We start from the raw sequence: 20,483 nt of genomic DNA, 5'->3' as shown, positions 1-20,483 counted from the left end.
GGGGGACGGGGGTGCCTTCGGAGGGGCGGGGAGGTGTCTCCGGAGGAGAGGACGTCACCGGGCGGCGCGGCGGACGGCGTCGGGCGGCCCGGTCGGCGGTGTCACCTCCGCTCCAGCGCCCGGTCCGTGAGGGCCCCGGCGGAGCCCGTCCAGCGCGCGGGGTCGGCCAGCGCCGCCAGTGCCTGCGGGTCGGCCGGGTCCCCCTCCGGCGCGTGCGGCCACTCCACCGTCCCCAGGAGGTCCCCCAGCTCTCCGTCGCCGTCCCGGACCCGCCGCGTCAACTCCCGTACCACCTCCACCGCTCGCGCCCGCCCCACCCGTGGGGTCAACCGTGCGACGACCGCCTCCGAGGCGACCAGCCCCCCGGTCAGGTGCAGGTGTGCGCGCATCACGTGGGCGTGCACCCGCAGGTCCGCGCTCAGTCCGGCGGTGGCGCGGGCCGCTCCGGCGGTGACGCGGAGCAGGTCGCGGAGGGGTTCCCACTCGGCGTGCCAGGTGCCCGGGGGCCGCTCGTCGGGGGCGGGGAGGGCGGCGAGGAGGGTCGCCGCGAGGGCGGGGGCGCGGTGGGCGGCGGCCGCGATGAGCGTGGCGCGCACGGGGTTCCGCTTGTGCGGCATCGCGGAGGAGCCGCCGCCGGTGCCTTCGGAGACCTCCGCGATCTCCGTACGGGACAGCGTCAGGACGTCGGCGGCGGCCTTGCCGAGCGCCCCGGCCGTGAAGGCGAGCGCGGCGGCCAGGTCCGCCACGGGCGTGCGCAGGCTGTGCCAGGGCAGCACGGGCTCGGCGAGGCCCACCTCGCGCGCGTAGGCGCCGACGAGCCGCAGCCCCACCCCGCCGCTCCCGGCGGCCTCGGTGGCCCGGGCTCCGCCGTCCGCCCCCAGGACCCCGTACGCGTCGAACGCCGCCAGCGTCCCCACCGCCCCGCCCAGCTGCGCGGGCAGCGACGCCCGTACCCGGGTCAGCCGGTCCCGCGCGTCCAGGACCAGGGAACGCCACCCGGCGGCCTTGAGGCCGAACGTGGTGGGGGCCGCGTGCTGGGTGAGGGTGCGGCCCGGCATGGGGGTGTCGCGGTGGGCCGCCGCGAGCCGCGCCCAGGCGCGGTCCGCGTGGCCGAGGTCCGCCAGGATCAGGTCCAGGGTGCGGGCGGCGACCAGCATCATCGCCGTGTCGAGGATGTCCTGGCTGGTCGCGCCCCGGTGCACGTACTGCGCCGCGTGCCCGGGCACGGCCGCCGTCAGGTCCGCGACCAGCGGGATCACCGGATTGCCGCCGTCCCGGGCGCGCAGCGCGAGATCCCGTACGTCGAAGGGGTGCGCGGCGGCGACCGAGGTGACCGCCGCGGCGGCCTCGGGCGGCGCCATGCCCACGGCCGCCTGCGCCCGCGTCAGGGCCGCCTCCGCGTCCAGCAGGGCCCGCAGGAACGCCGGGTCGCCCGTGGCCCGTTCCGCCTCCGTCCCGGCCCGGCCCGGGGCGAGCAGGCCGTGGTCGGACCCGGCCTCCTCCGGGGCGCTCACGGGAACTCCAGGAACACCGTCTCGTCCTCGCCCTGGAGCCGGATGTCGAAGCGGTACGCGCCGTGCGGGCCGGGGCGGGCGAGGAGCGTGCCGCGGCGCTCGACGGGCAGCGCCGCGAGCAGCGGGTCGCCGGGCGCGTCCCGGACGTACGCCCGCGTGCGCACATGGCGCAGCAGGCCGCGCGCGAAGACCGCGATCGCCACGTACGGCACGCCGCCCGGCGGCAGCGTCCGCACCGCCCAGTGTCCGTCGTCGTCCGTCGCGACGCGGCCGAAGCCCGTGAACGCGACGCCGTCCCGCCCGGCGGGCAGGCCCGTCGCCGCGTCGCGCCGCAGCGACCCGGGCGCCCCCGCGCGCGAGCCGTCTGGAGCGGGCTGCCAGGTCTCCACGAGCGCGTCCGGCACGGGGCGCCCCGCGCCGTCGTACACGTACCCGTGCAGGGTGATCGCGTCCGGGTGGCCGACGGGGGCCACGTCGCCGCCGCGCGGCACGGGCAGGGCGTAGCCGTAGAAGGGGCCGATGGTCTGCGAGGGGGTCACCGCGGGGGCCGCGTCCGGGGGACCGGACGGCGCGGACGGCGCGGACGGCGCCGGGACGGAGGCGGTCATCGGGCGGCGCCCCTCCCGGAGCCCGCGGGTTCTTCGGATCCCCCGGGTTCTTCGAAGGGCGTGGCGGACGGCCCGTCCAGGACGATGTCCCAGCGGTAGCCCAGCGCCCACTCGGGCACCGTCAGACCGTGGTCGTACGCGGCGACGAGCCGCTGGCGCGCCGTCGCGTCCGGGATGCCCCCGAGCACCGGGTCGTAGGCGAGCAGCGGGTCTCCGGGGAAGTACATCTGCGTCACCAGGCGCTGCGCGAACGCCGTGCCGAAGACGGAGAAGTGCAGGTGCGCGGGGCGCCAGGCGTTGACGTGGTTGCGCCACGGGTAGGCGCCGGGCCGGATGGTCGTGAACGCGTACCCGCCGTCGTCGTCGGTGAGGCAGCGGCCGAAGCCCGTGAAGTTCGGGTCGAGCGGCGCCTGGTGCCGGTCCAGGCGGTGGGCGTACCGGCCCGCCGCGTTGGCCTGCCACAGCTCCACCAGCTGGCCGCGCACGGGGCGGCCGTCGCGGTCGGTGACCCGGCCGGAGACGGTGATGCGCTCCCCGAGGGGCGCACCCGTGTGATGGCTCGTCAGGTCGCTGTCCATGGGGGCGACGTCCGTGACTCCGAAGACGGGGCCGGTCAGCTCCACCGCCTCCGGGTCGAGGACCGGCACGGCCGGGTGCCGGGGGACGCGGTGCTCGCTGCTGCGGTAGGGCGGGTAGGAGTGGGCCGGGTGCCGTGGTGGCGCGGGTGTCCCGGCGGGGGCCGGGGCGTCGGGTCCGCGCGCCTCGGCGGGCGCGGAACGGGGGCTCATGTCCGGCTGCTCCTTCCGGTCGGGCGCGGCGGGCCGGGCACCCGCACCGGCGCCGCCGTCCTGGCGACGATCTCGGCGGGGTCCACGCCCGGCGCGCACTCGGTCAGTTCCAGGCCGTCCTCGGTGACGTCGAGTACGCCGAGGTCGGTGATGACGCGGTGCACACAGCGCCTGCCGGTGAGCGGCAGCGTGCACTCCGGCACGAGCTTGGGCGTGCCGTCCTTCGCGGTGTGCGTCATGGTCACGATCACCGAACGGGCGCCGTGCACCAGGTCCATCGCGCCGCCGATGCCGGTCACGAGGCGCCCGGGGACCGCCCAGTTGGCGAGGTCGCCGCGCGCGGAGACCTGCATGGCGCCGAGCACCGCGACGTCGATGCGGCCGCCGCGGATCATCCCGAAGGACAGCGCGGAGTCCACGTACGCGGCGCCCGGCAGCGCCGTGACGGTCTCCTTCCCGGCGTTGATCAGGTCCGGGTCCACCGCGTCGGCCGCGGGGTAGGGGCCGACCCCCAGGATCCCGTTCTCGGAGGCGATCACCACCTCGACGTCCGGCGGCAGGTGGTTGGGGATCAGCGTGGGCAGGCCGATGCCCAGGTTCACATAGCCGCCGTCGGGCAGCTCGCGGGCCGCCCTGGCGGCCATCTGCTCGCGGGTCCAGGGCATCAGGCGCTCACCGTCCGCTTCTCGACGCGCTTGTCGGCGGCCTCGGCGGGGCTGAGCGGCACGACACGGCGTACGAAGATCCCGGGCAGGTGCACGGCGTCCGGGTCGATGGCGCCCGGCTCGACCAGCTCCTCCACCTCCGCGACCGTGACCCGGCCCGCCATCGCGGCCAGCGGGTTGAAGTTCCGGCTGGCCTTGGCGAACACCAGGTTGCCGTGCCGGTCGCCGCGCGCGGCGCGCACCAGCGCGAAGTCCGTGCGGATGCCGTGCTCCAGGACGTACGGGACGCCGTCGAACTCCCGCACCTCCTTGGGCGGCGAGGCCACCGCGACGCCGCCCCGCCCGTCGTAGCGCCACGGCAGGCCGCCCTCGGCGACCTGGGTGCCCACCCCGGCGGGCGTGTAGAAGGCGGGGATGCCGCAGCCCCCGGCCCGCAGCCGCTCCGCGAGTGTGCCCTGGGGGATCAGCTCGACCTCCAGATCACCGGCGAGGTACTGGCGTTCGAACTCCTTGTTCGCGCCGATGTACGAGGCCGTGACGCGGGCGACGCGGCGGGCCGCGAGCAGCACGGCGAGGCCCGTGCCGAGCGCCCCGCAGTTGTTCGACACCACGCTCAGGCCCGTGGTGCCGCGCTCGTGCAGGGCGGTGATCAGCGCGTTCGGCACGCCGCTGAGTCCGAAGCCGCCGACGGCGAGCGAGGCGCCGTCCGGCACGTCGGCCACCGCTTCCGCGGCCGTGTCGACCACCTTGTCCATCGGATCGGGCCCCGCCTTCCGCCGGGTCAGGCGCCGCGACCGGCGGTCATCCCGCCGGAATCACCGCGATTAATCAGCGCACTGACTATTTCTGCGCGCGGTCGCCCGCGCGCCTCCTGGGCTGATCCTCACGCTGCCACCGGCCGTTGGGGGCGTCAAGGGCACGGCCACCGGGTATTGTTCAGTGCACCAACGAAAATTGGACACTCATCGACCCGTTCGCTGGCTCATCGATGCGATGAGCCGGACAGCGTGAGGAGCCGCCATGGCCGCGGTGGACCTGACCACTCACCCCGGGCACCTGGCCCGGCGCCTCCAGCAGGCGCACTACCTGCTGTGGAACGCGATGGTCTCCGAGGAGACCACGTCGCCGCAGTTCGCCGTCCTCAACGCCCTGGTGGCCGAACCCGGGCTCGACCAGCGCGGCGTGGGGGAGCGGGTGGGCCTCGACCGCTCCACCATCGCCGAGGTGATCAGCCGCCTCAGCCGCCGCGGGCTCATCGACAAGGTGCGCGACCCGCAGGACGGCCGCCGCTCGCTGCTGCGGCTCACCGCCGAAGGCCACCGGGCACACCGCAAGCTGACGGTGCGCACGGCACGCATGAACCAGGTCTTCCTGGCGCCGCTGACCGGCGAGGAGCGGGCCGTCTTCCTCGACCTGCTCCAGCGGGTCGCGGACGCCGCCGAGCACCTGCGCAACCCCGAGTCGGTGCCCGTCACTCCGGGGTGAACACCACCCACACGGGGCCGCGCGCGAACGGCAGCGGCTCCCTGTCCCGGGTGGTGAACTCCGTGCCGTCCCGCGCGGACGGGCGGTGCCACCGCGCTTCGTAGGCGCGGCCGTCGCGCAGCACCCGCGCGCTGCCGGAGCCGACGGCGTCGGTGAGCGGCGAGCTGTTGCCCGAGCGGTCGTGGAAGCGCGAGTCGCGGATGTCGACCCGCTGGATCACGACCGTGGCGGCGGTCAGCGCCGCCCCCGACGCCGTGCGGGCCGGGGCGCCGTCCATCGCCACGTGCCAGCGGCCCTCGTACTCGACCCAGGTGAACGCGAAGCGCGCCGACGGGAACCGGACCGTGCGCCGGGTCTCGGGCGTCCCGCCCTCGGGGCGCGCGCCGAACCGGAAGCCCGTGCTCTCCAGGCCGCTCGCCTGCGGGCGCGCGCCCAGGTCCCTGGGGCGCAGATAGAGGTTGTGCGGGGCGGGCCGCCCGCCGTCCCGGACGTACGCGCGGGACGGGGCCTTCCCCGGGGGCAGCGCGCGCAGCGGAGCCCGGTCGATCAGCGGCAGCAGCTTCGACTGCGCCCCGGAGAACGCGAGCGTCGGCCGGTCGAACTGGCGCAGCAGCTCCAGATCCGTCTCCCGGGCGCTGCGCACCGGTCCGATCAGCGCCGGAAGCCGCCGCGCGTACACGGCGAGGAAGCGGCTGAGCCCGGCCTCCACCCGCTCCACGTAGACGACGTCCGCGGCCTCCAGGCCGGTCTGCGGGCGCGCCTGCCCCACGTTGTCGACCTTCACCGCGAGGACCCGGCCCCCGTCCCCGGCTCCGGGCCGGTCCCCGTCCGGCCGGTCCTTGAGGGTGCAGCCCGGCACCAAGGCGGCGAGCGCGGCCCCCGCGAGGGCCGCCCGCCACGCCCGTGCACCGCGCCCCGCCCGTCCCGCCCGCCCCGTGGGGATCCGCCGTCGCCGCTCCATGCGGGGGATGTACCCCGAGCGGCCCGCCCTCAGCCGAAGTCGAGGGCGTTGGGAAGCCCCAGCCGGTAGCGGGCCCGGTCGTGGCGCTTGAGGGACTCCAGCTCCGGGGCGCGGTACAGGGGCTTCACCGGGCACCGGGGGGCGTTCGAACCCGCCCGGTCCAGCAGGGCGTTGACTGCCTGGCGGGCGGCGGCGTTGGCGCCCTCCATGGTCGCCAGGTCGATGTCCACGGCCACGTAGTCGCCCGCGAGGAACAGGTTGGGGATCTTCGTCGCGGCCGTCGGGCGGTGGTGCAGCGTGCCCACGGGGTGGATGAGGAGTTCGTCGTCGTTCGTCGGGTTCGGGCCGCCGATGCCGTCGACGCCCGGGTCGAGGATCCACGAGTGCAGGTGCGCGTCGCTGAGGACGGCCTTGCCGGTGTCGTTCAGGGAGGCCTTGAGCTGCGCCCACACCTCGCGGGCCACCTCGTCGCGGGTGCACTTCTTGGCCGTCTTGCCGTACAGGATCCCCGGCTTGTCCCACTCGGAGATGTCCACCGACAGGCAGTCCACCGCGGTCCCGTCCCCGTAGTCGGCGGGGAAGTCGCGGCCCTTCCAGTGCGCCGCCTGCGCGATGCCCGTCAGGGACCAGGGCGAGTCGACGCAGTTGAAGTGCCCGTCGACGACGTCCGGGCGGCGGGTCAGATAGAACTGGATGCCCGTCATCCAGTCCGTCTGGAGCCTGTCGCAGCGACCGAGCTGCGGATCGGCCGCCCGGAGCCTCGCGCCCCACGTCCTGCGCGCGTGCTCCACCGGCATGGCCTGCACGTAGTGGTCGGCCGTGACGTCGTGCCGGGCGCCCTTCGGGTCCTCCACCACCGCCTTGGCGACGCGCCCGTCCCCGTACACCACCTCCCGCACCGTCCAGCCCACCCGGAACTCCACCCCGAGCGACGTCAGATGGGTCACCCACGGGTCGATCCACGCCTCGTTCGTCGGCGCGTTCAGGATCCGGTCGGGCGGGCCGTCCGCGCCCCGGCCGAGCGCGTTGAACACGAAGGCCTCACCGAGGGTGCCGACCGTGCGGGTGCTGGCCACCTCGGCCTTCGTCGCCACGATGTTGCGGGTGACGCCGATCGCGAGGATGCGCTGGTAGTCCTTCGACATCCGCGCCGCGCGCACGAACGTCCACCACGGCGTGGCCTCCCACTGGTCGTCGCGGCGCTCGTCGCAGCTGGTGAGGAACACCAGGGCGCGGTTCACGAAGTACGCGACCTCGTGCGCCGGGATGCTGAACGCGGTGTCCAGGAACGCGGTCAGGGCCCGGCCGATCTCCTCCGGGGTGAGGTCGGCCGGTGCGCCGTCCCGGCCCGGAATGGGCAGCCGGACGTCCTCGCGGCCGTCCGCGCGGGCGAAGCTCATCTCCGGCGGGGCGATCAGGTTGTCCCACACGCCGTTGCGGTTTCCGGGGAAGGGGATGCGGCGCATCGTGTCCGGGAGGTTGTGGTAGATGCCCGGGATGAAGCGGAAGCCGTGCTCGGCGGGCAGCGGCCTCCGGCCGCCCTTCGCGCTGTCCGGCACTCCGAAGCTGCGCGCCTTGCCGCCGAGGGCGCGCCGTTCGTAGACGGTGACGGCGAAGCCGCGCTCGGCGAGTTCGTGGGCGGCGGTCAGGCCCGCCACGCCGCCCCCGAGGACGGCGACCGTCTGCCGTGCCCGCGCCCGTCGCCCGGGGGCCGCGTGGGCGGGGCCCGGCAGCGCGCCCAGGCCCAGCGCGGCGGCGCCGCCGGTCGCCGCCGCCGTGGCGACGAAGGTTCTGCGGGTGCTGCCGGATACCTGCGAATGCCCCATGCGCCGTCCCCTTACCGATGGTAACTCGGGTGTCGGGGGCGGAGCGTATAGGGGCCGGTGGGCAGTCGGAAGGCGGTGGCGCACGTTGGCCGGAAATGATCCGGGGGTGCCGGTGGGGCGGCCCTGGGGGGCGGGGCCGCCGGGAGTGGTGCGACCCGTGGGGCGGGGCGGTCAGGAGGTGACCGGGGGCGAGCCGAGGACCGACGCCAGGTCGTAGCGGGAGGGCTCGTCCAGCTGGGCGTACGTGCAGGACTCCGGCGCGCGATCGGGGCGCCAGGTGCGGAACTGCGCCGTGTGCCGGAACCGGGCGCCGTTCTCCATGTGGTCGTACGCCACCTCGCACACCCGTTCCGGCCGCAGCGGCTCCCACGTGAGGTCCTTCTTGCCCGACCAGCGGTTCACCGCGCCCGGCAGGCGCGCGCTCTCGTGCGCCGCCTCGTCGGCCCAGGCCGCCCAGGGGTGCCCGGCCGCGGACTCCATCCGCAGCGGCGCCAGCTCCGCCATCAGCTCCGCGCGCCGCTTCATCGAGAACGCCGCGCACACCCCGACGTGCTGCAGGGTGCCCCCGTCGTCGTACAGGCCGAGCAGCAGCGAGCCGACCACCGGGCCGCTCTTGTGGTAGCGGAAGCCCGCGACCACGCAGTCCGCCGTCCGCTCGTGCTTGACCTTGAACATCAGGCGCTCGTTCTGCCGGTAGCGCAGGTCGCGCGGCTTGGCGACGATCCCGTCGAGCCCGGCGCCCTCGTAGCGCTCGAACCACTGCCGTGCCTCGTCCTGGTCGAGGGTCATCGGCGCCAGGTGGACCGGCGCGGTGACGCCCTCCAGGGCCTTGGCGAGCAGCATCCGGCGGTCGCTCAGGGGCAGGTCGAGCAGCGCCTCGTCGAACAGGGCGAGCAGGTCGAACGCCACGAACGACGCCGGGGTCCGCTCGGCGAGCAGCCGCACCCGGGAGTCGGCCGGGTGGATGCGCTCGGTCAGGGCGTCGAAGTCGAGCCGCCCGTCACGCGCGATGACGATCTCGCCGTCCACCACGCACCGCCGCGGCAGCCGCTCCGTGAGCGCCGCGACCAGCTCGGGGAAGTAGCGGGTGAGCGGCTTCGCCCCCCGGCTGCCGATCTCGATCTCGTCGCCGTCCCGGAAGACCACCGCCCGGAAGCCGTCCCACTTCGCCTCGTACTGCATGCCGGGCGGGATGCGGGCCACGGACTTGGCGAGCATCGGCTTCACGGGCGGCATCACCGGCAGGTCCATGATCCGACTCTAGGAGCGCCCGGCGCGCTCCGCTCCTTGTGCGCCGCCCGCGCCGCCGTCCCTGGGCCAGGCCTCGGCCAGCGTCGTCATGTCGTCCTTCCGCGGGCCGAGCGTCATCACACCGCACGTGTCGCCTTCGGGGTACGCGATGAGGCGGGCCCCGCCGACGCGTGCCTCGCCGACCGGCCGCCGCGGCGCGGACGCCAGCGTGGCCAGCTCCTCGCGTGCGGCACCGCCCAGGGGGATCGCGCCGACCTGTTTCAGGCGCGCGGGCGGCGGCGCGGGGGCGGCGGCGCCCCGGAGCGCGGTGGAGCGGGGCCGGTCGTCGTCGCTCCCGCCGACCGTGCGGGCCGCGGCGGTCAGTCAGGCGCAGAGGCCGAACGCCAGCGGCCGTAGGGTGCGGAAGATCAGCAGGGAAGCCCATCGATCAAGGCCCGGCGGGTCGATCTGCTCCCCATGGGTGAAATGCTCGTTCTGCGCCATTCACGGCTTACGTCTAGCGTGGTCCCATGGGTCCGGGTAGGGCGGTGGAGCTGACGGCCGGGGAGCGCACGGTGCGGCTCTCCAGCCCCGACCGCGTGCTCTTCCCGGAGCGCGGCTTCACCAAGCGGGACCTGGCCGAGTACTTCATCGCCGTCGGCGACGGCGTCGTCCGGGCGCTGCGGGACCGGCCGACGACCCTGGAGCGGTACCCCGAGGGCGTCGGCGGCGAGTCCTTCTACCAGAAGCGCGCGCCGAAGAACCTGCCCGACTGGATCCCCACCGGCACCATCACCTTCCCCAGCGGCCGCACCGCCGACGAGATCTGCCCCACGGAGGTCGCCGCCGTGGTGTGGGCCGCCCAGTACGGCACCCTCACCTTCCACCCCTGGCCCGTGCGCCGCGCCGACCCCGACCACCCCGACGAACTGCGCCTCGACCTCGACCCGCAGCCCGGCACCGACTACGCCGACGCGGTGCGCGCCGCCCGTGAACTCCGCGCGGTCCTCGACGAGTTCGGGCTGCGCGGCTGGCCCAAGACCTCCGGCGGGCGCGGCCTCCACGTCTTCGTGCCGATCGAGCCCCGCTGGACCTTCGTCGAGGTGCGACGGGCGGCGATCGCCTGCGGCCGGGAGCTGGAGCGGCGCATGCCGGACGCGGTGACGACGGCCTGGTGGAAGGAGGAGCGCGGCGAGCGGATCTTCGTCGACTACAACCAGACCGCCCGGGACCGCACCATCGCCTCCGCCTACTCGGTCCGCGCCCGCCCGCACGCCCCCGTGTCGGCGCCGCTGCGCTGGGACGAACTGGACGACGCGGTGCCGCGCGACTTCGACCTGGGGACGATGCCGAAACGCTTCGCCCAACTCGGGGACGTGCACGCGGACATGGACGAGCACGCCTTCTCGCTGTCCGGCCTCCTGGAGCAGGCCGACCGCGACGAGCGCGACCACGGCCTCGGCGACCTGCCGTACCCGCCGGAGTACCCGAAGATGCCGGGCGAGCCCAAGCGCGTACCGCCGAGCCGGGCCCGCCGCGACGCCACCTGACCCAGCCGCCGCACCCGCCCCGTGGGGGTTCCGATGAGCGACGACGTCCTGTCGGTCGTCCCCGCCGACCCGCGCTGGCAGCCCGGCGCGGACGCCGCCGAGCGCGCCACGGCCGTGGTCGGCTCCCTCGTCGAGGACCCGGGCGCGGAGCCCGGCGCGCGGCCCGTCGCCGAGATCGAGGTCACCTGGCACGACGCCATCGCGATCGTGGACTGCGGGGAGAACCTCCAGCGGATCACCTGCCCGCGCTGCGGCGCCTCGATCGCCACCGAGTGGTGGGCGGACCTCGTGGCGGCGGCCGCGGACGGCCTCCCGGACCTGGACGTCCACCTCCCGTGCTGCGGCGCCCGGACCACGCTCGACACCCTCGGCTTCGACCAGCCGTGCGCCTTCGCCCGCTTCCGGATCGCCGTCTGGAACCCCGGCCGCGACCGGTTCACCCCCGACGAACTCGCGGTCGTCGGCGAGGCGTTGGGGCACCCGGTCCGGCAGGTCCTGGCGCACCGGTGACCCGGAACGCGCGTGGGCCCCTCCGTACGAGAGGGGCCCACGGACGCACCTACGGGTGCCTCACAGCTCCTTGATCCTGATGTCCCGGTACGACACCACGTCCGTGACCCCGTGGACCTGGAGGCCCACATGGCCGGTCGCGTAGCGGCGCCCGTCCGTGCCGGGGTCGTCGCCGCGCGGCGGCTCGAAGACCTGGCCGCCCGTGTTGTCGAACTCGTTGATCAGGGTGCCGTTGCGGTACACCGAGTAGTGCTGGTCGACCACGCGGATCTCGTAGTCGTTCCAGGTCCCCTTGGGCGTCACGCCCGCGCCCGCGAGGCCGACGCGGTCGAAGCCGTACACCGACCCGGTCTTGTACATGTCGCCGTCGGGCCGGTCGAGGACCTGCACCTCGTGGCCGTACTTGATGGCCACCCACTCCGGGCGCGGCTCCTCCGGGTGGTCGTGGACCTGCGGGAAGCGCACGAAGACCCCGGAGTTGGCGTTGCCCGAGCCCGGGGCGTCGTCGCGCCACTGGAGCTTCAGCGAGAAGTCGCCGTACGCGCGCTCGGGGAACCACAGCATGCCGAGGCCGCTCTTCGTGGTGCCCGACGTCATGGAGCCGTCGGCGTTCAGGCCGAAGGAGCCGCCGCCCACGTGCTGCCACCTGTCGAAGGACTTCCGCGTGCCGTCGAAGAGGTGCCGGTAGCCCTCGGTCTGGCCGGGCCTGCCGATGCCGGACTCCTTCGCCGCGCGATTGATCTTGCCGTACTCGCGCTGGTCGATCTCGCCCGCCCTCTTCAGGCGGTCCGTGACCGTCTTGACGTGCTTGAGGAACAGCGCGTGCGACGACCAGTCCTTCTCGTCCTCGATCAACTCGCCGACGCGGCAGCGGTTGTTGGTGACGCGGTTCGGGATGCCCGTGTCGACCGTGCCGACGAACACCGTCGACCGCTCGTCGTACTCCGGGCAGTTGGGCCCCGGCACGCCGCCGCCCTCGTCGACGGTGAACGACACGGACTTCGCGGGCGCGGTGTTGCCCGCCTTGTCACTCGCCCGGTACGCCACCGTGTGCCGCCCGACGCGGTCGACGACGACCGGCGCCGCGTACGCCACGTACGGGCCGCCGTCCAGGGAGTACTCGACCCTGTCGACGCCCGAGCCCGCGTCGGTCGCGGTGACCGTGACCTTCGCCCGGCCGATGTAGGCGCCGTCGGAGTTCTTCTCGCCCTCGACCTTCGCGGAGGTCTCGGGCGGGGTCTGGTCCTCGGCGGGCGGGGCGACCACCGTGAACTCCACCGACTTCTCCGGTGCCGCGTTCCCGGCCTTGTCGGACGCCCGGTAGCGGACCTTGTGGGTGCCCACGGCGTGCACCATCACGGGCGCGGTGTACGCCGTCCACGCGCTGTCACCGAGCGCGTACTCGACCTTGTTCAGGCCCGAGCCCGCGTCGGACGCCGTCACCGTGACCGTCGCCATGCCGACGTACTGGCCCTGCCCGTTCTGCTCGCCGCTGACCGTCGCCGAGGTCTCCGGCGGTGTCCTGTCATCGGTCGGCGGCGCGACGACCCTGAAGTCGACGGCCTTCTCGGCGGCCACGTTGCCCGCCCGGTCGCTCGCGCGATAACGGATCTTGTGCGTGCCGACCGTGTTCACGACCACCGGCGCCGTGTACGGCTGCCAGGCGCCGTCGGCCCCGACCGCGTACTCGACCTTGTCGACGCCCGAGCCCTCGTCGGTCGCCGTCACGGTCACGGTGGCCGAACCCACGTACGCGCCCTCGGAGTTGGCCGCCCCGTCGACGCTCGCCCCGGTCTCCGGGGCCGTGGTGTCCGCGCCGCCGCCGTCGGTGACGGTGAGGACGCCCTGCATCGCGCCGTGGCCGGGGATGGTGCAGTAGTAGCGGTAGCGGCCGGGCTTGAGGGTCACCTCGGCCGTCCACTTGCCGCCCTTCTCGTCGTTCGGGTTGGCGAGCAGGTTCAGCGGGACGTCGTTGTTGAACTCCGGGTCGGAGACGTCGAACGTCAGCGTGTGCGGCATGCCGGTGGTGTTGCCCGTCGCCACGCTGTTCTCGAAGACGATCGTGGCCGGGCCCGCGACCGCCGTCGTCGGCGCCGACTTGTACGCGCTGATGTCGTTGTCCGCGGTCCAGGTCAGGGTCTGCCGGGCCGGGCGCGGCCCGTCCGGGCGGGCCGAGGCCGCCGAGGTCAGGCCGAGCACCAGCGCGAACGCGGCGAGCAGCGCCGCCCACACGCGCACGGGAGCGGATCTCATCGTGCCGCCTTCCTGGCCAGGTCGCCCGCGGCCGGGGTCGCCTCGCCGCCGGTGTAGGTGACGCGCCACAGCGCCGACTTGGCGTCCGAGGTGAAGAAGCCGCGCCCGTAGTCCTGGACGTACAGCGAGCCGTCGGGGGCGAACTTCCAGTCCATGAGGTTCTTGATGTGGTCGTTGCCCACCGGGATGATCTTGCGGAGGGACTCGGCGTGCACCGGCAGGCCGCCCTTGCCGACGGTCCTCGGGTCGGTGAGCACCGCGTGGCGCGGCTGGTCGCCGTCGTAGAAGTCGCCGACGAACCACTTGCCGTCCCAGTACTCGGGCCACTTGACCGTGCTCTCGCTGGCCGGGTCGTAGCGGTAGACCGGGCCGTTCATGGTGGCCTGGCCGCCGCCCTTGAGCCACGGCAGGAGCTGCTTCTGCTCCTCGTTCCGGTAGCTGGGGACGCCGTTCGCGTCGCGCGGGTAGTCGACGCCGCCGCCCTGCGGGGAGTACCAGATGGTGTTGGGCTCGGCGGGCGGGATCTTCACCAGGCCGTCGTTGTTCGGCGACTCGTTGCGCGGGTTCTCGCAGTCGTACCAGCCGAGCGGCTTGCTCGGGTCGGGCAGGTTGCGGTCGCGATAGGGCTGGTTGTTGCCCATGCAGTAGGGCCAGCCGCGGTTGGAGGCGTGGGTGATCGCGGCGAACGTGTCGTACTTCGCCGGGCCCCACGTCGTCGACGGCTGCCCGGCGTCGGGGCCGACCCAGCCCGCGTACAGCGTGTCCGTCTTCTTGTCGATGGAGATCCGCGCCGGGTTGCGCACGCCCATCACATAGATCTCGCCGCGCGTCTTGCCGCCGCCCTCGTCCGTCTCCTTGCCGGTGAACAGGTTCCCTTCGGGAAGGGTGTACGTGCCGTCGGGCTCGGGGTGGATGCGCAGGATCTTGCCGTTGAGGTTGTTGGTGTTGCCCGCGGTGCGGCGGGCGTCGGCGAAGGAGACGCCCTTGAAGTTCGGCTGCGGGTTGTTGCCGGAGTAGCCGTCGCTGAAGCCGGACGAGTTGTTGTCACCGGTCGCGATGTACAGGTTGCCCTGGGAGTCCCAGGCCATCCCGCCGCCCGCGTGGCAGCAACTGTGGATCTGCACGGGCCACTTGAGGAGGACCTTCTCGCTGTCCATGGCGAGCTTGCCGGTCGTCTTGTCGTAGGTGAAGCGGGAGACGTAGCGCTCGCCCATGTGCGTGTCGCGGTTGATCCGGGAGTGCGGCGTGTAGTGCAGATACACCCAGCCGTTGTCCTCGAACCCGGGGTCCAGCTCGATGCCGAGCAGGCCCTCCTCGTTCTTGATCAGCTCACCGCCGCCGCCCTTGTTGCCGAAGACGGTGACCGCGCCCGCGAGCGTCACCCGCCGGGTCTTCGGGTCGTAGACGTGGATCTCGCCGCGGCCCTTGCCGACGTCCGGGCTGTTCCAGTCGGTGACCACGGGCTGGGAGGAGTCGGCGCCGCCGCGGCCGATGGAGAAGACCGTGCCGTCGGGCGCCGTGACCAGGCCGTGCGGCTCGCCGATCTGGTCGTTCTGGCCGGGCTTGTTGGGCTGGGTCAGGCGCTCCGCCCGGTAGTTGCCGGTGATGGTGGCCTTGCAGTCGGCCCGCACCAGGCGCGTGGCCCACAGCAGGGCGCCGCGCAGATGCGTGCGGAAGTCCGTCTCGTCGTACGCGGCGGCCGTGCCGCCCATGCCGGTGTAGAAGGACCGCCCGCCGTCGTAGTCCCGGCACCAGGAGACCGGGTGGTCCCAGCCGTTCGCGCCGCCGCCGGGCTGGTACGTCGACTCGCGCACCCGCGCCACGGTGTGCACGCTGCCCGACGGGTTGGTCTCCCAGTTGAGCCACTTGTCGGGGCGCTTCCACTCCAGCGGCAGGTCCTTGGTGGCCGGGCCCACCCGGTCGCCGACCTCGACCACCGCGCGCTGCACGGTCGTTGGGCTCTCGTCCTTGGGGCGGGCACCGATCAGCCCGGTGAACCAGCCGGAGTACGGCTCCGCGCGGGCCGCGTCGTGCAGGCCGAGGAAGCCGCCCCCGGCCTCCATGTACGCCTCGAGGCCCGCCTCCTGCTCGGGGTCGAGCACATCGCCGCCGCCGGTCACGAAGGTGACCGCGTTGAACCGGCCGAGCCGCCGGGCGTCGGTGAACACGGCCGGGTCGTCGGTCGCCGTCACCGTGAACCGCCGCGCGGCCGGGCCCGACTGGCCGATCTTCTCGATCGCGGCGATGGCGGCGTCCACCACCGGGGACTCGTCGCCGGGGGCGGCCGAGCCGTAGAAGACCAGGACGCGCACGTTCGCCGTGCCGGGGGCGAGGGAAGCGCCCGCGACATCGTTGTCTTGAAGGCCTCCGCCGCGGTCGGCGTCGGCTCGGGGAAGGGCCGCGCGCTCGCGGCGGGCCCGGTGAGCAGGCCCGCGGTCACGGCCCCCGCGGCCAGGGCGGCCGCCCAGGCGCGGCGCCCGCCTCTCGGTCTCGAACCGCCCAACCTTCTTATGGGTAACACCCTTTGACGCGGTGTGAACCGCATGGGAACACCAACTCCTCATCGGTCACAGCAACAGCGTCGTCGAAGCTAGACCTCTTTGCGCGGTCCGCCAATAGGTATGGCCGCAGTTCGCCCGAACTTTGTCCTGCGTGTGGAAAAACGAAGATCCCGCCGCTACCGTGTGGCCGGATCCGGTGCCCCGCGTGCCCCGTGCGTGCTCGCAGGTTTCCGCGCTCAGTGTCAGGTTCCGTACGGCAGTGGGGAGTTCGGCATGGACAGACGGAGCTTCAACCGGCGGGTGCTGGCGGGCGGCGCCGTGGCCGTGACCGGTATGACATCGTTGTCGGCCGTGGCGCCGGAGGCCGCCGGAGCGAAGAGCCCGCCCCGGACCGCCGCCGCGGGCGGCGAGGTGCGCCGCGTCACGATGTACGCGGAGAAGCTGCCGGACGGGCAGCTGGGCTACGGCCTGGAGCGCGGCAAGGCCGCGGTCCCGGGCCCGCTCATCGAACTCAACGAGGGGGACACGCTGCACATCGACTTCGAGAACACCACGGACACCGACGTCAGCCTGCACGTCCACGGCATGGACTACGAGATCTCCAACGACGGCACCAGGCACACCAGGTCCCATGTGGCGCCCGGCAAGAAGCGCACCTACACCTGGCGCACGCACGCCCCCGGCCGCCGCAAGGACGGCACCTGGCGCCCCGGCACCGCGGGCTACTGGCACTACCACGACCACGTCGTCGGCACCGACCACGGTACGGGCGGCCTGCGCAAGGGCCTGTACGGCGCGGTCATCGTGCGCCGCGAGGGCGACGTCCTGCCCGACAAGACGTTCGTCGTCGTCTTCAACGACATGACGATCAACAACCGGCCCGCGCACTCGGGTCCGGACTTCGAGGCCACGGTGGGCGACCGGGTCGAGTTCGTCTCGATCACGCACGGCGAGTACTACCACACGTTCCACCTGCACGGTCACCGCTGGGCCGACAACCGCACGGGCCTGCTCACGGGCCCGGACGACCCGAGCCAGATCCTCGATGACAAGATCACGGGCCCCGGTGACTCGTTCGGGTTCCAGGTGATCGCAGGGGAGGGGGTCGGCGCGGGCGCGTGGATGTACCACTGCCATGTGCAGAGCCACTCCGACATGGGCATGGTGGGCCTGTTCCTGGTGAGGAAGCCGGACGGCACGATCCCGGACTACGAGCCGCACCATCCGCACGCGGCGGGGGCGGAGAAGGGCGGGCACCGCGGGCACGGTTAGGCGTGGTGCGGGGTGAGCGGCGCGGGGTGAGCGGCGAGCGGCGGCTCGCGCCCGACGCCCGACGCGCGGCGCACGCCCCTCGCTCCGCGCCGCCCCGTGCCCTGCCGCTCCCCGAAGTCCCCGAGTGCGCTGCCGAGTTGACCTTCCCGCAGCGTGTCCGTCGTGTGCCTCGCGCGCGTCGCTCGTCGCATGCTCCGGTGACGCCCCTGGGACGCGCGCGCGTACGCCCCGGTTCACCGTCGGGGGGTACGGAGTTTCCCGGTCTCCCGGGCGGCGCGCCGTCGCGCCGTATTCTGAGCGCTGAACCCAAGGAAGCCACCGGAGGAGTCCGCAGGTGTGTTCAGCGAGCGCCGTCCCTCGTCCCACGCTGGAGGCGGTGGCCGCGCGGGCGGGGGTGTCGAGGGCGACGGTGTCCCGGGTCGTGAACGGCGAGTCCGGCGTGCGGGAGGCCCTCGCGGCGAAGGTGCGGCGCGCCGTGGACGAACTCGGGTACGTCCCCAACCGCGCCGCCCGCAGCCTGGTCACGCGGCGCCACGACGCCGTCGCGGTGGTGATAGCGGAGCCCGAGACGCGGGTGTTCGCCGACCCGTTCTTCGCGCTCCAACTGCGCGGCATCAGCCGCGAGCTGACGGCCCGTGACGTGCAGCTGGTGCTGATGCTCACCGAGGGCCGGGCGGACCACGAGCGGGTCGGGCGCTATCTGTCCGGCGGGCACGTCGACGGCGCGCTCGTCTTCTCGCTGCACCTGGCCGACCCGCTGCCCGGAATCATCCACGCCGCTGGCGTGCCCACGGTGTTCGGCGGGCGGCCCGGCTGGGCGGGCGGCGTCGACAGCGCCCGCTATGTGGACTGCGACAACCGCGACGGGGCGCGGCAGGCCGTGCGGCACCTGGTGGGCCTCGGCCGCACCCGCGTCGCGCACATCACCGGCGCCCTCGACCAGACGTCCGCGGTGGACCGCCTCGACGGCTTCCGCGACGTGCTGCCGTCCGCGGACCTGCGCCTGGTCGCCGAGGGGGACTTCACGCCCGCGGGCGGCGAGCGCGCGATGCGCCGCCTCCTGGAGCAGTGCCCCGACCTCGACGCGGTGTTCGCCGCGAACGACCTGTCGGCGGCCGGGGCGCTGCGGGTGCTGCGCGCGGCGGGGCGGCGGGTGCCGGACGACGTCGCCGTGGTCGGCTTCGACGACATGCTGCCCGTCGCCGAGCAGGCCGATCCGCCGCTGACCACCGTGCGCCAGGACATCGAGAAGATGGGGCGCCTGATGGCGGAGCTGCTGCTGCGGGGTCAGGGCGAGCACGAGGAGGGCGAGCCGCCGGAGGCGGTGAGCGTGGTGCTGCCGACGCACCTGGTGCGGCGGGCCTCGGCATAGGCGGCGCACGGGCCGCCCTCCGGGTGCCGGTCAGGAGCCCACGGACACCGTGAACCGGCGGGGGTTGCCGTCGTGCGCCGCGCCCGACACGTCCGGCTGGCCGTCCGGTCGTACGTCGTCGTACGGGAAGGCGTAGCCGATGGGCGAGTTGGCGTGCACCACGCGGGCCCAGTGGTTGGTGACGGGGCCCTTGTAGTAGTCGGCGGCGGTGGTGCCGTTCGGCTGGGAGGGGTGGCTGAGCATGAGGCCGCGGTTGAATCCGGCGGCGAGCCTGGCGAGCAGGGCCTTCTTGTCGTCCGCGTCGCCCGGGTTGTTGGCGAACGGCCCGTGGTCGCAGGTGAAGACGTCCCTGGACGACGGTTTGGCGAAGGTGTGCCCGCCCTCGAAGGCCAGCACGTCGCCGCGCACCCGGCCGACGCGCACCCCGCGCCCGCCCTGGAGGTCGATGCGCAGGTCGGTGCCCCGGTACTTGTCCCAGACCTGGTCGACGTACGCGGTCCACAGGTCCCGGAACGGCATCTGGTCGGGCCGGTCGAAGTAGGGGGCCATCACGTTCTGCGGCGACACCACCCGCAGCACGCGGCCGCCGCCGCGGATCACCAGCCGGTCCCACGGCTGCCCGTCCCGGCCCGCCTGCGCCACCAGGTCGGCGGCGATCCTGTCGACGGCCCCGTCGGGCAGCGGCGCGACCGTGTGCCGGGCGTCGCCCTCCAGGGTCAGGCCGATGGGCAGGGCGGTCACCAGGTCGACGTAGCTGATGTTGGCGTACAGCTGGGAGCTGTTGAAGGTGAACTCGCAGAACGACCACGTGCGGCCGTAGTTGGGGTCCTCCGGGGTCGCGAAGGCGGGCTCGACCAGGGCGGGCCCCGGGTTGAGGAAGAAGTCCAGCTTGGCGTCGCGCACGAAGTACACCCGCGCCCCGTACATCTGCGGCAGCGTCAGCACCCGGGGCGCGGACCCCGCCGGGCCCAGCGGGATGGCGCAGTCCACGGGCAGCGGCGTCCTCGGCGCGGAGGGCGACTCGGGCCGGTACACCCCGCCGTCCGGCGTCAGCAGCACCCAGCGCCCGGTGCCGTTCTCGTGCCCGGTGACGTAAGCGTGCACCTGCCCCGGCAGCGAAGCGTTGCGCAGGGCCAGTTCGCAGGTCGCGGGGGCGGCTGGAGCGGCGGTGGCGCGGGGGCTGAGGGCACCGCCCCAAGCGGACCATCCGAGGGCCCCGGCGGCGACGGCGGACGACGTCAGAAACGCTCTACGCGATATCACGGAATCTCTCCTGGCGTGACAGTGGGGGGAGCCGAGCGAAGGAGCGGCACCACTGTCCCGACGCCCGCCCCCACCGTCAAGAGATAACACTGAGAGCGCTCTCATTCCCTCGGAGACTTCACTAACTGACGACAGGACGGAGAAGGCCACCCCGATCCCGCCCCACACCTGAGGCCGAACACCCAACCCAACAATCCAGCCCCGCCCGGCGTTGAGGAGGAACGCGAGGCGCGCGGCAGGCGAAGCCGGTCCGATGCGTGCGGGGCGAGGCGCGCGGCGCGGCCTTCGAACCTGGGCCGGTGCGTGAGGATGAACGCGCTGGGCAACAAATCGAGCCGCTCCGGCGCCCGAGGACGAGCGCGCACCGCGATCGATGAGGCCGGTCTGACGTGTGAGGACAAGCGTGCGGTGCGACAGGTCAAGCCGGTCCGGCGTTTGCGGGCGAGGCGCGGGGTGCGCTGGATGAAGCCGGTCTGGTGCTTGAGGGCGAGTGTGGACTGTGACGGATCAGGCCGATCCGGCGTTTGTGGAGGAGCACGGAGTGCGCGGCAGGCGAAGCCAGTCCGGTGCCTGTGGGCGAGGCGGGGAGCGCGAGAGGCGAAGTCTGCCCTGCGCGTGAGGGCGAGGCGCGCGGCGCGACGGATCAAGCCCGTCCGGCGTTTGAGGACGAGCGCGTAGCGCGATG

15 protein-coding genes and 1 pseudogene are annotated in these 20,483 nt (G+C 73.8%); 5 read left to right on the top strand and 11 right to left on the bottom strand.

The annotated features are described in order from the left end of the window. Positions 1-101: 101 nt before the first annotated feature. The 5 genes from pcaB to ACOBQU_RS06825 are packed head-to-tail and all read right to left on the bottom strand — an operon-like array spanning position 102 to position 4,330. On the bottom strand, positions 102-1,514 hold the full coding sequence (pcaB, locus tag ACOBQU_RS06845; RefSeq protein ID WP_423624996.1) for a 3-carboxy-cis,cis-muconate cycloisomerase: 1,413 nt from the start codon (positions 1,512-1,514) through the stop codon (positions 102-104). Next, positions 1,511-2,122 (bottom strand): protocatechuate 3,4-dioxygenase subunit alpha, encoded by a 612-nt coding sequence (gene pcaG, locus ACOBQU_RS06840; RefSeq protein WP_423624995.1) that lies wholly within the window; start codon positions 2,120-2,122, stop codon positions 1,511-1,513. The genes pcaB and pcaG overlap by 4 nt, the downstream gene beginning before the upstream one ends. Then, a complete protein-coding gene (pcaH, locus tag ACOBQU_RS06835; RefSeq protein ID WP_423624994.1) occupies positions 2,119-2,910 on the bottom strand; it encodes a protocatechuate 3,4-dioxygenase subunit beta in 792 nt (263 codons plus the stop codon). Before pcaH ends, pcaG begins: the two co-directional genes overlap by 4 nt. After that, positions 2,907-3,575 (bottom strand): 3-oxoacid CoA-transferase subunit B, encoded by a 669-nt coding sequence (locus ACOBQU_RS06830; protein WP_423624993.1) that lies wholly within the window; start codon positions 3,573-3,575, stop codon positions 2,907-2,909. Before ACOBQU_RS06830 ends, pcaH begins: the two co-directional genes overlap by 4 nt. Beyond that, positions 3,575-4,330, bottom strand: coding sequence for a CoA transferase subunit A (locus ACOBQU_RS06825; protein ID WP_423624992.1), 756 nt, complete (start codon positions 4,328-4,330; stop codon positions 3,575-3,577). The genes ACOBQU_RS06830 and ACOBQU_RS06825 overlap by 1 nt, the downstream gene beginning before the upstream one ends. A gap of 265 nt (positions 4,331-4,595) precedes the next feature. On the opposite strand from ACOBQU_RS06825, the gene ACOBQU_RS06820 reads away from it, so the two are divergent. Further along, positions 4,596-5,060: a MarR family winged helix-turn-helix transcriptional regulator gene (locus ACOBQU_RS06820; protein WP_423624991.1), complete on the top strand. Its 465-nt coding sequence runs from the start codon at positions 4,596-4,598 to the stop codon at positions 5,058-5,060. On the opposite strand, the gene ACOBQU_RS06815 is transcribed toward ACOBQU_RS06820, so the two are convergent. The 3 genes from ACOBQU_RS06815 to ACOBQU_RS06805 all read right to left on the bottom strand — a co-directional run bounded on the left by ACOBQU_RS06815 (position 5,047) and on the right by ACOBQU_RS06805 (position 9,098). Beyond that, positions 5,047-6,021, bottom strand: coding sequence for a DUF3048 domain-containing protein (locus ACOBQU_RS06815; protein WP_423624990.1), 975 nt, complete (start codon positions 6,019-6,021; stop codon positions 5,047-5,049). The two genes, ACOBQU_RS06820 and ACOBQU_RS06815, sit on opposite strands and share 14 nt — an antisense overlap. A gap of 29 nt (positions 6,022-6,050) precedes the next feature. Then, the gene (locus ACOBQU_RS06810) at positions 6,051-7,847 is read right to left on the bottom strand and encodes a hydroxysqualene dehydroxylase (RefSeq protein WP_423624989.1); all 1,797 of its coding nucleotides are present in this window, start codon (positions 7,845-7,847) and stop codon (positions 6,051-6,053) included. Between the two features lie 171 nt (positions 7,848-8,018). Beyond that, positions 8,019-9,098: an ATP-dependent DNA ligase gene (locus ACOBQU_RS06805; protein WP_423624988.1), complete on the bottom strand. Its 1,080-nt coding sequence runs from the start codon at positions 9,096-9,098 to the stop codon at positions 8,019-8,021. Between the two features lie 509 nt (positions 9,099-9,607). On the opposite strand from ACOBQU_RS06805, the gene ligD reads away from it, so the two are divergent. Both ligD and ACOBQU_RS06795 read left to right on the top strand, forming a co-directional pair. Further along, entirely contained in the window at positions 9,608-10,627 is a 1,020-nt protein-coding gene (ligD, locus tag ACOBQU_RS06800; protein WP_423624987.1) for a non-homologous end-joining DNA ligase, read from the top strand. 33 nt (positions 10,628-10,660) lie between these two features. Next, on the top strand, positions 10,661-11,137 hold the full coding sequence (locus ACOBQU_RS06795) for a hypothetical protein (protein WP_423624986.1): 477 nt from the start codon (positions 10,661-10,663) through the stop codon (positions 11,135-11,137). A 60-nt stretch (positions 11,138-11,197) separates the two neighbouring features. Here ACOBQU_RS06795 and ACOBQU_RS06790 read toward each other — a convergent pair whose 3' ends face one another. Both ACOBQU_RS06790 and ACOBQU_RS06785 read right to left on the bottom strand, forming a co-directional pair. Continuing rightward, positions 11,198-13,390, bottom strand: a complete 2,193-nt coding sequence (locus ACOBQU_RS06790) for an OmpL47-type beta-barrel domain-containing protein (RefSeq protein WP_423624985.1) — start codon at positions 13,388-13,390, stop codon at positions 11,198-11,200. Further along, positions 13,387-15,935, bottom strand: a pseudogene (locus ACOBQU_RS06785) (ThuA domain-containing protein). Before ACOBQU_RS06785 ends, ACOBQU_RS06790 begins: the two are co-directional and overlap by 4 nt. A gap of 229 nt (positions 15,936-16,164) precedes the next feature. Between ACOBQU_RS06785 and ACOBQU_RS06780 the strand changes: the two are divergent. Together ACOBQU_RS06780 and ACOBQU_RS06775 are read left to right on the top strand one after the other, a co-directional pair. Further along, positions 16,165-17,163, top strand: a complete 999-nt coding sequence (locus tag ACOBQU_RS06780) for a multicopper oxidase domain-containing protein (RefSeq protein ID WP_423624984.1) — start codon at positions 16,165-16,167, stop codon at positions 17,161-17,163. A 334-nt stretch (positions 17,164-17,497) separates the two neighbouring features. Further along, positions 17,498-18,535 carry a LacI family DNA-binding transcriptional regulator gene (locus ACOBQU_RS06775; RefSeq protein WP_423624983.1) on the top strand — a complete coding sequence of 346 codons (1,038 nt, stop codon included), beginning with the start codon at positions 17,498-17,500 and terminating at the stop codon, positions 18,533-18,535. Between the two features lie 30 nt (positions 18,536-18,565). On the opposite strand, the gene ACOBQU_RS06770 is transcribed toward ACOBQU_RS06775, so the two are convergent. Continuing rightward, positions 18,566-19,798, bottom strand: coding sequence for a glycoside hydrolase family 64 protein (locus ACOBQU_RS06770; RefSeq protein ID WP_423624982.1), 1,233 nt, complete (start codon positions 19,796-19,798; stop codon positions 18,566-18,568). Positions 19,799-20,483: the final 685 nt, after the last annotated feature.

The sequence above is a fragment of the Streptomyces sp. G45 genome (assembly GCF_049542095.1).
Lineage (GTDB): Bacteria > Actinomycetota > Actinomycetes > Streptomycetales > Streptomycetaceae > Streptomyces.
Note: the sequence above shows the minus strand (reverse complement) of the source record. Positions and strands in the feature narration are given on the sequence as shown.